Source organism: Gammaproteobacteria bacterium (genome assembly GCA_017999615.1).
Lineage (GTDB): Bacteria > Pseudomonadota > Gammaproteobacteria > JAABTG01 > JAABTG01 > JAGNLM01.
The window spans coordinates 25,941-39,209 of the sequence record JAGNLM010000006.1 but is presented as its reverse complement, the minus strand read 5'-3'; the positions used below and the strand labels follow the sequence as shown (position 1 = coordinate 39,209).

The following is a 13,269-nucleotide window of genomic DNA, read 5'->3' as shown; positions in this document are numbered from 1 at the left end:
GCCCGGGGGCAAGCCCCTGCCGCGCTCAGCGCAACTTGAGCGCGAGGAACAGCGGGTTTCCACGCCGCTGCACCAGCAGCGGCACCGAGCGGTCGGACGGCAGGCCGCCGGCCAACTCGCGGAAGTGTGCCGTTCCTTTCAGCTGGACGCCGTTCAGCATCAGCAGCACGTCCCCTTGCCGCACACCGGCGCGATGCGCCGGACCGTCGGCGACCTGCGTAACGAGCACCCCGCCCTCCTTGACCTCGAGCTCCTCACGCTGCTCGCGAGTCAACTCCTGCACCGTGAGCCCGAGGCGCGAATCCGTGGCGGGCCCCCCCGGTCCCCCGGAACGCGCCCGGACTTCCTTCTCCTCGGGCAGCTCCGCGATGGTCACGGACAACTGAACGGGCTTGCCCTCGCGCAGCACCTTGACCGGTGCCCGGACTCCGACCCGCGCCTTGCCGACGATGGGCGGAAGGTCCGATGACTGCACCACCGCCTTGCCGTCGAACTCCAGCACGATGTCTCCGACCTGGAATCCGGCCTCGCTCGCCGGGCTGGATGGCAGCACGCGCGCGACCAGGGCGCCGCGCGGGCGGTCCATCCCGAAAGACTCCGCGAGCTCGCGGTTGACGTCCTGGATGAGAACGCCGAGCCAGCCCCTGCTCACCCGTCCCTGGCCCTTCAACTGGTCGACGACGTCCACGGCCACGTCGATGGGAATCGCGAACGACAGCCCCATGAAACCACCCGTGCGGCTGTAGATCTGCGAGTTGACCCCGACCACCTCCCCTTCCAGGTTGAAGAGCGGGCCGCCCGAATTCCCCGGGTTGATGGCCACGTCCGTCTGGATGAAGGGAACGTAGTTCTCGGAGGGGAGACTGCGCCCCATGGCGCTCACGATCCCGGCGGTCGCGGAGTAGTCGAAGCCGAAGGGCGAGCCGATGGCGAGCACCCACTCGCCGACCCGGAGCTTCGCCGAAGTACCGAGCTTCACCGTCGGCAAGTCTGTGGCCTTGACCTTCAGCAGCGCCACGTCGCTGCGCTCGTCGCTGCCCACGACCTCCGCGGTGAGCTCCCGCCGGTCAGTCAGCCGCACCACCACCTCGTCGGCGGAGCGTACGACGTGGTGGTTGGTCAGGATGAAGCCATCGCTGGAGATGATGAAGCCCGAACCGAGCGACTGAGCGTCGAACTCCTCCGGCTGGCCGCCCTCTCCGAAGAACCGGCGGAAGAATTCATAGAAGGGGCTGTCCTCGGGGATGTCGGGGATCTCGAGTCCCTTCGGCAGCTCCAGCCCCTTGGGCAGGCCGTGGGGCGACGCCTTGCTCTGGGTCGTGGAGATGTTCACCACGGCCGGACCGTACTTGTCCACGAGCCACGTGAACTCGGGCAGACCGTCCCGGGCATGCGTCACGGGAACGGCAGCCGCCATCCCCACCAGCAACAGCGCGACACGCGCCACACCTGCGTTTACGGCTCGAATCGCTTTCATCTCTTCTGGCTCCCCGCCTCCTGTCCGGGCGTCGCCGCCGACGCCCCTGATCGAAATCCGCGGCCCTTCGCTCAGCCCGGTAGCCGGCGCCGGAGCACGGGCTCGAAGCGCGCATCGCCCCTTGCACCCTTGCCAATCCACCAGGCGAGGGCAGCCCCGAGCAGGAGCCCGAGGAGCCCCCCCATGGCCGCCATTCCATCCAGCGAAAGGCCGAACCGAGTGCCGAGCCAGTGGCCGATGCCTGCCCCGGCCACGAGCCCCGTCAAAGGCACAGCGTATACCGTCGCCGAGCCCCGGGCGACTGCCGTCTCGTCAATCGAGAGCAGCACCTTTTCCCCGGCACACGCGCCAAGCGTGTTGCGCAGGCGCAATTCCACCGCCCGGTGCCCGAAGGCCGAGGAGAGCGCGCTGACCCCGCACGAGCCCTTCAGGGCGCAAGCCCCGCAGCCCCCGCCCCGCTCCACCTCGAGCAGGACGAAGTCCCCGTCGACTGCCACGACAGTCGCGACCTCCTCGAGCGCCGCCGTCATCGCCTCTGCACCGAGCGGCCGACGCGGTCCACCGTGACCCGCGGCACGTCTCCGACGACCGTGACCTGGAACTCCCCGAGCCGCTTTCCGTAGGCCGTGAGCGCACCCATCTGGGAGAGCCCCTCGAACGGCTTGCGGTCCCCGGTGACCCGCTCCACGTAGACGGAGAATGCTGCGAGCCCATCGCTGAAAACGAGGTGATCCACCGGCGTCTGCCCGCCCGCCAGGGGCTCTCTCGAGTAACCCGTCTCATGAAACCCCGGGGGTACCCAGCCCACCGCCCAGTGCGGCGGGGCCGTCTTCGGGGCCGGGGCCGGCGCCGCCGGGCCGGCAGTGGTGTGCCGGTCGAACCCCTCGCTGGCGACCTCGGGCTCGAGGACGTTGTCGGGGATCTCCTCGGGCAGTTCGATCCGCGTGAACAGGAGCTCCTCGAGAACCGCAGCCTTTTCATCGAGCAACTGGGCCTTGAGGAGCAGGGCACTGCCCACGTCCAGCCACAGGCGGTACCCGTAGCGGAACTCGTCCACCGGCGCCACCCGGAGTTCCCGCGCGGCGCGCCCCGCGATCCGGGCCTGCCCCCCCATCTCCAGCCGGTACTGCTGGCGCAGCCGGTCGTCGGCCTGGAACAGGGCGCTCCCGAGCAACCCGCGCCTGCGGCTCTCGTCGACCAGCACGGATTTGTTGCCCGACCAGATGCACGTGACGCGATCGGGGCCCCGCAGGACCTCGCGCCGGTCACCGTCGAGGGAGGTCAGTCTCTCCTGTTCATTGCCGTCGACCACCCGGTGAATCACGCGGATGGTCTCCATCCCACCGGCGTGCCGATACACGAATACGCCGTCGTAGTTCAGGGTCCGGGCGGCCACGGGCATGCGCTCGAGCCACCACGAGGGGTCCTGGTCCCCGGCCGAGCTGGCGGCGGCCAGTTGGGCGGCCAGCGCCAGGGTGATCCCTATCCAGAGCCGGCGCAGAGGACCGGCGCCTGGGGCGTTGTCTCTACCGTCCCGCATCGTGGGCGACGATCCTGGCGTAGGGCAGCATTCCGTGCACGTTCGGTCCCGCGAGCTCGCTGTGATTGATCACGTAACGGCTCAGCCGCGCGTCCATCAGCCCCGACGCCTCGCGCGCCGAAACGAGACCCAGTCCCGGCCCGGCCTGGAGCGGCACGCCCAGCTCCGGCGCCGCATCCCGTTGCGCGACCGCGCCGGCCCCGAGCCCCGGGTCGTCGAGGAAGGAGCGAACCCCGAGGACGGCCACCACCGCGACCGACGCCGCGAGGGCGAGCCCCGCCAGCGGCCGCAAGGCCCCCCGGCGCAAGGTGGGGAATCGGTACAGCGTCGGCTCGGCTGCGACCGCCATCCGGACCCGATCGAGGAGCTGCCCGGCGGGAATGGAGGGAGCCGGCTGGGCCCGCACGGCGTCCCCGATGCGGTGATAGCGCTCCCAGACTCGCCGCAAGTCGGGGTCGCCCTCGATCCGGCTCAGCAACGACAGGGCTTCGGCCCGGCCGAGCTCACCATCGACCAGTGCCGATATCCGCTCGTGATTGACCTCGGTCATGACGCGTGATGCCCCCTAATCCAGAAGCGGTTGCAGGCGTTTGTTGATCGCCTCCCGGGCGCGGAAGATGCGGGATCGTACCGTTCCTACCGGACAGTCCATCGCCTCGGCGATCTCCTCGTAGCTGAGCCCCTCGAGCTCGCGCAGGGTGATGGCGACTCGAAGGTCCTCCGGCAACTGTGCGATCGCGTCCATGACGGTCTCTTCGATCTCGTCGCGCAGCAGCAGCCGTTCGGGCGTCGCGTTGTCCTTGAGCTCGGTCTCTCCCTCGATCTGATCGACGTCGCTCGAATCGATGTCCCCGTCCGGGGGCCGCCGACCCTGCGCCACGAGATAGTTCTTGGCCGTATTGATGGCGATGCGGTAGATCCACGTGTAGAACGCGCTCTCGCCCCGGAAACTCGGCAACGCCCTGTAGGCCTTGATGAAGGCCTCCTGGACGACATCCATGACTTCGGAAGGGTCACGCACGTAGCGCGAGACCAGCTTGACCAGCTTGTGCTGATACTTGAGCACAAGCAAATCGAAAGCCCGCTTGTCGCCGCGCTGGACACGCTCGACGAGTGTGCGGTCAACGCCGTCCTCGCCCACCTGGGCTCCCCTTCTGCACGATCGGCGCTCCCTGCCTACCCCCGTAGACCAGGCGTGTCCGATATAGTTCGAATGATGGCCAGGAGTATATTGTAGCAAGGCCGCCGCCGACCCCTCCGCCCCTCTTCCTCAACGCAGGTCCCGCCATGAACGAACCCCTGTCCAGCGACGTCCTGGTCATCGGCACCGGCGCCGCAGGGCTCGCCCTTGCCCTGCATCTCGCCCCCCACGTGCGGGTGGCCGTGGTCTCCAAGGGCCCCCTTGCCGAGGGGAACACCTACTACGCCCAAGGCGGTATTTCGGCCGTGCTCGACCCGGGCGACTCGGTCGAGCAGCACGTCGCCGACACCCTCGCCGCCGGCGCGGGGCTCTGTGAGCCGAACGTCGTTCGCCATGTGGTCGCGGGCGGCCGAGAGGCCATCGAGTGGCTGACGGCCCAGGGCGTCGAGTTCACGCGCGAGCAGCGCAGCGACGGGTCGGTGGTGCTGCACCTGACCCGCGAGGGCGGCCACAGCCGCCGACGCGTCGTGCACGCGGCGGACACGACCGGCCGATCGATCGAGGAGGCCCTCGTCGGCCAGGCAGGCAAGGCCGCCAACATCACGGTCTACGAGCACCACCTCGCCCTGGACCTGGTCACCGCCGCGAAGCTGGGGCGGACCCCGAATCGCTGTCTCGGCGCCTACGTCTTCGATCGCGCGACCCGCCAGGTGAAGGTCTTCGCCGCTCCCGTCACGGTGCTCGCCACCGGCGGTGCTGGCAAGGTCTATCTGTACACCAGCAATCCCGACGTGGCCACGGGAGACGGGATCGCGATGGCCTGGCGCGCCGGCTGCCGGGTCGGAAACATGGAGTTCATCCAGTTCCACCCCACCTGCCTGTACCACCCCAAGGCCAAGTCCTTCCTGGTGACCGAGGCTGTGCGCGGGGAAGGCGGGCGTCTCCTGCTGCCCGACGGCACCCCGTTCATGCATCGTTTCGACCCCCGCGCCGAGCTCGCCCCGAGGGACGTCGTGGCGCGGGCCATCGACCACGAGATGAAGCGCCTGGGGGTCGAGTGTGTCTTCCTCGACATCAGCCACAGACCCGCCGACTTCGTCCGCGAGCACTTCCCGAACGTGTACGCCCGCTGTCTCGACTACGGCATCGACATCACTGGCGAGCCGATCCCCGTGGTGCCTGCGGCCCACTACACCTGCGGGGGCGTCCTCACGGACCTGCGAGGGGCGACGGACCTGCAAGGCCTCTACGCGATCGGGGAGACCGCCTTCACCGGCCTGCACGGGGCCAATCGCATGGCGAGCAACTCGCTGCTCGAGTGCCTGGTGTACGCGCGCAGCGCCGCCACCGACATCCTGGAGCACCTGCCGAGAACCGAAGCTCCGGGGGTGATCCCTCCCTGGGACGAGAGCCGGGTCACGGACTCCGACGAGGAGGTAGTGGTCGCGCACAACTGGGAGGAGTTGCGCCGCTTCATGTGGGACTACGTGGGGATCGTGCGCACCACCAAGCGGCTCGAGCGGGCGAAACACCGGGTCGACCTCCTGCTCGGGGAGATCGACGAGTACTACGGGCACTTCCGGGTGACCAACGACCTCATCGAATTGCGCAATCTGGCGCAGGTCGCCGACCTCATCATCCGCTCGGCCCTCTCGAGGCGCGAGAGCCGTGGACTGCACTACACGCTCGACTACCCGGCGCCCGACGAGACCCGTCCGCCCGTCAACACGGTCCTCTGCCCCCCGGGCTTCCGAGGTTGCCGCGGAACCCTGCCGGTCGGACGGCTGGCGCTGGACGCCTAGGCCCGCTCGAGGGGAAACGCCAACACCTCGTCGATCCGCCCCCCACCACGCGCCGCGAGCAGCATCCGGTCGAGGCCGCACGCGACTCCGGCGCAAGGGGGCAACCCCGCCCGCAGCGCGGCGAGCAGGCGCCCGTCCACCGGGACCTCCGGAAGACCCGCCGCGCGGCGCCGCGCGAGGTCGGCCTCGAAGCGGCGCGCCTGCTCGTCGGCGTCGGTGAGCTCGTGGTAGCCGTTGGCCACCTCCACGCCCCCGAGGAACGCCTCGAAACGCTCGGCCACCGGTGGGTCACCCGGGCGTACCCGGGCCAGGGATGCCTGGAAGGCGGGATAGTCGTAGACGAAGGCGAGAGGCACGGCCGAAAGCCAGGGCTGCACGACGACCGCGAACAGGAAATCGAGGCAGGCCTCCGTGCCGGCCTCCCCGTCGGCCCCGGACGCGGTGGCCAGCCCGTGGCGAGCGGCGCGCTCGCACAGAGCCCCGGCGGCGCAATCGAAAGGGTCGAGACCGACAGCCGACCGGAAGGCCTCCCGGTAGGTCAGCCGCCGCGCCCCCGCCGTTCCCACCACCCGTTCGAAGAGGGCCTCCACCTCGCCCATCAGGGCCTGGTGGTCCCAGCCCGGTCGGTACCACTCGAGGAGACTGAACTCCGGGTTGTGCAGGCTGCCGCGCTCGTCGTCCCGGAACGCCCTGGTGACCTGATAGATGGGGACGCCATGGGCGGCGAGGAGCCGCTTCATGGCGAGCTCGGGAGAAGTCTGCAGGTAGAGGGTTCCCCCACCCCCCGCGCCGTGCCACACCCGCAGCGGGGCGAGGTGCGGGTCGGTGCCCGTGGCGTTCCCGAGGACGGGGGTCTCCACTTCGAGCACCCCGCGCTCCCGGAAAAAGGACCTCACGTCCTCCAGGAGCCGGGCCCGTGCCCGCAGGGCCTCGAGCGAAGCCGTGGGGCGCCAGTCCTCAGCGTCCAAGTGGTGCATGCCCCCACCGGCCCCTTTGCACGCGCAGGCCTGGCCCCTTGAGGGCCGACCCCCGGAGGGGCGGCCCCGTGGGGGACCGGGCTACTCCTTCACCCGCGAGACGTACTGGCCCGTTCGAGTGTCGACCTTGATGACCTCGCCCTCTTCGACGAAGAGCGGGACCTTGATCACGGCCCCGGTCTCGAGCGTGGCCGGCTTGCCGCCCCCCGAGGCGGTATCTCCCCGCACGCCCGGGTCGGTCCGGGTGATGCGCAGGCTGACGAAGTTGGGCGGCGACACCGCGATCGGCAGCCCGTTCCAGAGCGTCACCGTGCACGTGTCCTGTCCCTTCAGCCACTGGGCCGCGTCGCCCACGACGGCCGCGTCGGCGGCAATCTGCTCGTAGCTGTCCGGGTGCATGAAGTGGAAGTGGTCGCCGTCCGCGTAGAGGTACTGCAGCTCGCTGTCCATGACGTCGGCGAGCTCGGCCGAATCGCTCGACTTGTAGGTGCGCTCCAGCACGCGGCCGGTCTTCAGGTTCCGGTAGCGGATGCGTGTGAAGGCCTGACCCTTGCCCGGCTTCACCAGGTCGGACTCCACGATCGTGCAGGGGTCCCCTTCCACCATGATCTTGACCCCCACGCGGAGGTCGTTCATCCCGATGCTCGCCATAAGGTCTCCGGGTCGTCAGAATTCGCAAGGGTCGGCGGCTCCCGTCGTCGCCCAACCCGTTCTTTTCTCGCGCAGCACGGTGCAGCCCTACTCCGGCCGACCATGATACCTCGCGCTATCGCACGCTGGCAGATCGAACTGGCCGCGGCACTGAGCCGCCCCGAGGAGCTCCTGGCGCGCCTCGGCCTGGACCCTGCGACGCTGCCCCTCGCCGCCTCGCCGTTTGCGCTTCGCGTGCCCCTCGCGTACGTCGACCGCATGCGGCGGGGTGATCGCGAGGACCCACTCCTGCGCCAGGTCCTGCCCGTCGCCGAAGAGCACCACCACGCCCCGGGCTTCAGCCAGGACCCGGTCGGGGACCTCGCCGCTGCCACTACCCCCGGTCTGCTCCGCAAATACCCCGGGCGCGCGCTCTTCATCGCGACCGGAGCCTGCCCGGTCCATTGCCGGTACTGCTTCCGCCGCCACTTTCCCTACGGCGAGCACGCCGGACACGACGCATGGGATGCCGCGGTCCGGGCGGTCGCGGCCGACGGGTCGGTGCAGGAGGTGATTCTGAGCGGCGGTGACCCCCTCACCCTCAGCGACGAGCGGCTCGCGGGACTCGTGCGACGGATCGCGGCCATCCCGCATGTGCGGCGCCTGAGGGTGCACACCCGCACGCCCGTCGTTCTCCCGTCGCGAGTCGACGAGGGGCTCCTGTCCTGGCTGGAGGGCTGCCCGCTTCAGACGGTCGTCGTCCTCCACGCCAACCACCCCGCGGAGATCGACGACACGGTCACCCGGGCGGCGCGAGAGCTCGCGCGAACCGGAGTGACGCTGCTCAACCAGGCCGTGCTGCTGCGGGGGGTGAACGACGACGCCCGGGTGCTGGCCGAGCTCAGCGAACGCCTCTTCCAGGCAGGGGTGCTGCCCTACTACCTGCACCAGCTCGACCCGGTGCAGGGCGCCGCCCACTTCGAGGTCGCCGATGACAGCGCCCGGGCCCTGCTCGCCGGGGTCCGCGAGCGCCTGCCCGGGTATCTGGTACCGCGTCTCGTGAGGGAGCTTCGGGGCGCACCCTCGAAGCTCCCGTTGTGACCGCGGCGGAGGGACGGTCGCGCCGGCCCTACAGCAGGTGCGAGACGAGCCCGTCCGCCAGCTTCGGCTCGAACCAGGTGGACTTGGGCGGCATCATGAGACCCGCGTCGGCGACCGCCATCAGGTCGGAGAGCTGGGTGGGATAGAGGGCGAACGCCGCCGCCATCTCCCCCGAGCGCACGCGCCGCTCGAGCTCCCCGAGGCCGCGGATCCCGCCCACGAAGTCGATGCGCGGGTCGCGCCGCAAGTCCTCGATCCCGAGGAGCGGACCGAGAACCCGGTCCGACAGCACGCTCACGTCCAGGCGGGCCACGGGGTCACCCGCTGAAAGCGGCCCACCCCGGGCCCTGAGCCTGAACCAGCCCCGGCTCAGGAACAGACCCCACTCGCCCGGCGCCGCGGGCGTGACGGGAGAGGCACTCGGCTGCACCTCGAACTCCTCCCCCAGGCGCTCCAGGAAGGCCTCCGGACTGAGCCCCCCGAGGTCCGCGACGACCCGGTGGTAGGCCAGGATGCGCATCTGGTCGTCGGGGAACGCGACGGCGAGGAAGTAGAGCGACGGTGCGTCCGGCGCCCCTGCGGCCGCCCGGTGAGCCTGGGCGAGGCGGGCAGCGGCCGCGGAGCGGTGGTGCCCGTCGGCGATGTACAGGCGCCCTACCGCTTCGAAGGCGGCACTGAACTCGGCCAACCGGTCGGGGTCGGCCACCACCCAGAGCGTGTGGCGCACCCCGTCCGCCCCGGTGAAATCGACCTCGGGCGCACCCGCCACCACCGAGGAGACGAGCCGGTCGAGGTCGGGATGTTTGCGGTAGGTGAGGAACGCAGGACCGGTCTGGGCGCCGAGCGCCTGGATGTGCCGAACCCGGTCGTCCTCCTTCTGGGGACGGGTCAGTTCGTGACGGCGGATCTGACCCGACTCGTAGGCCGCCACCGAGGCGGCCAGCACGACACCCGTCTGGCTGTGCCCGCCCTGGACCAGACGGTACACGTAGTAGCGGGGCCCGGTGTCGGCCTTCAGGACCCCCGCTTCCCGCATGCCCTTAAAGGTCTCCGCCCCCTTGCGATAGACCGCGGTGTCGTACGGGTCGGTCCCGTCGGGGAGGTCGATCTCGGGCCGCGAGACGTGCAGGAAGCTCCAGGGCTTGCCTGCGGAGAGCGCCCTCGCCTCCTCGAGGCTCACCACGTCGTAGGGGGGGGCCGCCACCGCCTCGGCCAGGCCCGGCGCGGGCCGCAGGCCCGGGAAGGGACGCGTCAGGGGACCCGCGGACCCGCTCACGTGCGCGGCTCCTGCAGCGCAGCGATCCGCTCCTCGAGCGGCGGGTGCGACAGGAACAGGCGGGCCAAGCCCCCACCGGTGCGGCCCGACACCCCGAAGGCGGCCAGGCGGTCCGGCAGGTGCTGCCCCTCGGCCGAGGCCTTCAAGCGCTCCAGGGCCGCGACCATCTGCGCAGGACTGGTGAGTGCGGACCCGCCCCGGTCCGCCCGGAACTCACGCTGGCGGCTGAACCACATCACGATGATGCTCGCGAGCACCCCGAACAGCAGTTCGGCCGCGATGCTCGTGACCCAGTAGCCGATGCCCGGTCCTTCGTACTCTTCGTTGCGCGACAACGCACGGTCGACGACGCTGCCCACGACGCGTGAGAGGAAGATGACGAAGGTGTTCACCACACCCTGGATGAGGGCGAGGGTCACCATGTCCCCGTTGGCGACGTGACTGATCTCGTGCCCGAGCACCGCCTCCACCTCGCGCTTGTTCATGCGCTGGAGGAGGCCCGTGCTGACAGCTACGAGGGCCTTGTCCTTGTTCATTCCCGTGGCGAAGGCGTTCGGGTCCGGCGAGTCGAAGATCGCCACCTCCGGCATCCCGATCCCCGCACGCTGCGCCTGGTCCTGAACGGTGCGCACCAGCCAGGCCTCGAGCTCGGTGCCGGGCTGCCCGATGACCTGGGCTCCCGTCATGTGCCTGGCGGTCCACTTGGACATCGCCAGCGAAACGAACGCCCCGCCCATCCCGAAGAGCGCCGCGAAGACCAGCAGCTGGCTCAGGTCGATCCCGCCGCCCTGGGCCGTCAGGAAACGGTCCACGCCGAGCAGGCGGGCGGCGGTGCTGAGAACCACCAGGACCGCGAGGTTGGTGAGGACGAAGAGAAAGACTCGCTTCATGGGTACTCCCCTGTCTCTGCCAGAACAGCTTTCCCGGATCTATGGCCGCCGAGACGGTCCTTCAAGGCCCCGGCGCGCCCCTAAAGATTTCTACCCAGCGCTCGATAGCCCCAGTGAACGGAAACCCCTCCTCCCTTGTCCGTTCATTGAGCCGGGATCATTCATCCCGGCTTTTTTTGCCCGTCAACCCGGCTCCACGGCCAGCATCGCGTCCACGCGCTGGAATCCCCGTGGCAGCTTCAGCCCCTTGCGCGCGCGGCCGAGCCGATAGGGCTCCCAGTCGGAAGGTCTCAGGGTCAGCTCGCGCTTTCCCGCGGTCACCTTCAGCTGTCCATCCGGGCGCACCACGGTCAGTGCCTTCACGTACTCCTCGCGGCTGGCGAGGGCCGCGGGCGTGATCCCGATGATCTTCACGCCCTTGCCCTTGGAGAGCCGAGGGAGCTCGGACACCGGGTGCACCAGCAACCGGCCGGCCGTGGTCACGGCCGCGACGAGGTCACGCTCGAGGTCCCGGACCCGCACGGGAGACAATACCCGCGCCCCCTCGGGTACGGTCAGCACGGCCTTTCCGCTGCGATTGCGCCCCGCCAGCTCCTCGAAGCTCGCGACGAAACCGTAGCCGGCATCCGTCGCGAGAAGGTACAGGTCCTCGGCGTTGCCGACCAGCAGGCCCTCGAACGTCGCACCGTCAGGGGCGTCGATCCGGCCCGTGAGGGGCTCGCCCTGCCCCCGGGCCGAGGGCAGCGTGTGCGCGTGAAGGGCGTAGGCACGCCCGGTGGAGTCGAGGAACACCGCGAGCTGGTTGCTGCGCCCGGGCGCCGCCGCCTTGAAGCCGTCCCCGGAGCGGTACGCGAGCGACCGGGGGTCGACGTCGTGCCCTTTCGCCGTGCGCACCCACCCTCGCTCGGAGAGGACTACCGTCACGGGCTCCGCCGGGACGACTTCGCTCTCCTCCAGGGCCTGCGCCTGAGTCCTCTCGACCAGGGGCGAGCGCCGGGCGTCACCGTAGGTACGGGCGTCGGCCTGGATCTCCTCCGCCATCAGGGCCCGCAAGCGCTTCGGGCTGCCGAGCGTCTCCTGGAGCCCGTCGCGCTCGCGCGCCAGGTCCTGCTGCTCGCCCCGGATCTTCATCTCCTCCAGACGCGCCAGGTGGCGGAGCTTCAACTCCAGGATCGCCTCGGCCTGCGCGTCGCTCAGCCCGAAACGGGCCATCAGCACCGGCTTGGGCTCCTCCTCCCGCCGGATGATGGCGATCACCTCGTCGATGTTGAGGTAGGCAATCAGCAGGCCGTCCAGGATGTGCAGGCGCGCGAGCACCCGGTCGAGCCGGTGCTGCAGGCGCCTGCGAACGGTTCGCTCCCGGAACTCCAGCCAGCCGAGGAGCAACTCGCGCAAGCCCATGACCCGCGGGCGGCCGTCGAGGCCGATCAGGTTCAGGTTGACCCGATAGGAGCGCTCGAGGTCGGTGGTGGCCAGGAGGTGGGAGATGACCGGCTCCGCCTCGACACGCTTGCTCCGCAGGACCACCACCAGTCGCGTGGGGTTCTCGTTGTCGGACTCGTCCCGCAGATCCTCCACCATCGGGAGCTTCTTGGCGGTCATCTGCGCCGCGATCTGCTCCAGGACCTTGGCCCCCGAGACCTGGTGAGGCAGCGCGGTGATGACGATCGCGCCCTCTTCGCGGTCGACTTCGTAGCGGGCACGCTGGCGCACCGAGCCGACGCCGGTCTCGTAGAGCTTGCGCAGGTCGGCCGCCGCGGTGGTGATCTCGGCCTCGGTGGGGAAATCCGGCCCGCGGATGTGCTCGCAGAGCTGGGCCACCGTCGCCTGCGGGTCATCCAGGAGCCGGAGACAGGCGCTGGCCACCTCGCGGACATTGTGCGGCGGGATGTCGGTCGCCATCCCGACGGCGATCCCCGTCGCACCATTCAGCAGCACGTGCGGCAGCCGGGCCGGGAGGACGGCCGGCTCGTCCAGGGTTCCGTCGAAGTTGGGGACCCAGTCCACCGTGCCCTGCTCGAGCTCCTGGAGCAGGACCTGGGCGAAGGGGGTCAGGCGGGCCTCGGTGTAGCGCATCGCCGCGAACGACTTCGGGTCGTCGGGCGACCCCCAGTTGCCCTGGCCGTCCACCAACGGGTAGCGGAAAGAGAACGGCTGCGCCATCAGGACCATGGCCTCGTAGCAGGCCGAGTCCCCGTGGGGGTGGTACTTGCCGAGCACGTCGCCCACGGTGCGGGCCGACTTCTTGTGCTTTGCCCCCGCCCGCAGGCCGAGCTCGGACATCGCGTAGACGATCCGCCGCTGGACCGGCTTCAGGCCGTCACCGAGGTGCGGCAGGGCCCGGTCCAGGATGACGTACATCGAGTAGTCGAGATAGGCCTTCTCGGTGAATTCTCGCAACGGCCGCCGCTCGATGGCCTCGACCGTGTTCACGC

The 13,269-nt window shown here is 70.0% G+C and carries 12 protein-coding genes; 2 read left to right on the top strand and 10 right to left on the bottom strand.

Annotated elements, in window-relative coordinates; translation table 11 throughout:
• Positions 1-25: 25 nt before the first annotated feature.
• The 5 genes from KA217_07050 to rpoE form a co-directional block, all read right to left on the bottom strand.
• Positions 26-1,477: a DegQ family serine endoprotease gene (locus KA217_07050; GenBank protein ID MBP7712205.1), complete on the bottom strand. Its 1,452-nt coding sequence runs from the start codon at positions 1,475-1,477 to the stop codon at positions 26-28.
• A 71-nt stretch (positions 1,478-1,548) separates the two neighbouring features.
• A complete protein-coding gene (locus KA217_07045) occupies positions 1,549-2,007 on the bottom strand; it encodes a SoxR reducing system RseC family protein (GenBank protein ID MBP7712204.1) in 459 nt (152 codons plus the stop codon).
• Positions 2,004-3,017: a MucB/RseB C-terminal domain-containing protein gene (locus tag KA217_07040; GenBank protein ID MBP7712203.1), complete on the bottom strand. Its 1,014-nt coding sequence runs from the start codon at positions 3,015-3,017 to the stop codon at positions 2,004-2,006. The genes KA217_07045 and KA217_07040 overlap by 4 nt, the downstream gene beginning before the upstream one ends.
• A complete protein-coding gene (locus KA217_07035) occupies positions 3,004-3,567 on the bottom strand; it encodes a sigma-E factor negative regulatory protein (protein ID MBP7712202.1) in 564 nt (187 codons plus the stop codon). Before KA217_07035 ends, KA217_07040 begins: the two co-directional genes overlap by 14 nt.
• 15 nt (positions 3,568-3,582) lie before the next feature.
• Positions 3,583-4,158 carry an RNA polymerase sigma factor RpoE gene (rpoE, locus tag KA217_07030; GenBank protein ID MBP7712201.1) on the bottom strand — a complete coding sequence of 192 codons (576 nt, stop codon included), beginning with the start codon at positions 4,156-4,158 and terminating at the stop codon, positions 3,583-3,585.
• 146 nt (positions 4,159-4,304) lie between these two features.
• Here rpoE and nadB point away from each other — a divergent pair, with 146 nt between their 5' ends.
• On the top strand, positions 4,305-5,960 hold the full coding sequence (gene nadB / locus KA217_07025; GenBank protein ID MBP7712200.1) for an L-aspartate oxidase: 1,656 nt from the start codon (positions 4,305-4,307) through the stop codon (positions 5,958-5,960).
• Here the strand turns inward: nadB and genX are convergent.
• Both genX and efp read right to left on the bottom strand, forming a co-directional pair.
• Positions 5,957-6,937, bottom strand: a complete 981-nt coding sequence (gene genX / locus KA217_07020; GenBank protein MBP7712199.1) for an EF-P lysine aminoacylase GenX — start codon at positions 6,935-6,937, stop codon at positions 5,957-5,959. The two genes, nadB and genX, sit on opposite strands and share 4 nt — an antisense overlap.
• Positions 6,938-7,018: 81 nt before the next feature.
• On the bottom strand, positions 7,019-7,588 hold the full coding sequence (gene efp / locus KA217_07015) for an elongation factor P (protein MBP7712198.1): 570 nt from the start codon (positions 7,586-7,588) through the stop codon (positions 7,019-7,021).
• Between the two features lie 102 nt (positions 7,589-7,690).
• On the opposite strand from efp, the gene epmB reads away from it, so the two are divergent.
• The gene (gene epmB, locus KA217_07010) at positions 7,691-8,668 is read left to right on the top strand and encodes an EF-P beta-lysylation protein EpmB (protein MBP7712197.1); all 978 of its coding nucleotides are present in this window, start codon (positions 7,691-7,693) and stop codon (positions 8,666-8,668) included.
• 28 nt (positions 8,669-8,696) lie between these two features.
• On the opposite strand, the gene KA217_07005 is transcribed toward epmB, so the two are convergent.
• From KA217_07005 to parC, 3 genes are all read right to left on the bottom strand, one after another.
• Positions 8,697-9,944, bottom strand: coding sequence for a DUF1015 domain-containing protein (locus KA217_07005; protein ID MBP7712196.1), 1,248 nt, complete (start codon positions 9,942-9,944; stop codon positions 8,697-8,699).
• Positions 9,941-10,834: a protease HtpX gene (gene htpX / locus KA217_07000; GenBank protein MBP7712195.1), complete on the bottom strand. Its 894-nt coding sequence runs from the start codon at positions 10,832-10,834 to the stop codon at positions 9,941-9,943. Before htpX ends, KA217_07005 begins: the two co-directional genes overlap by 4 nt.
• Before the next feature lie 183 nt (positions 10,835-11,017).
• A complete protein-coding gene (gene parC / locus KA217_06995) occupies positions 11,018-13,267 on the bottom strand; it encodes a DNA topoisomerase IV subunit A (protein ID MBP7712194.1) in 2,250 nt (749 codons plus the stop codon).
• Positions 13,268-13,269: the final 2 nt, after the last annotated feature.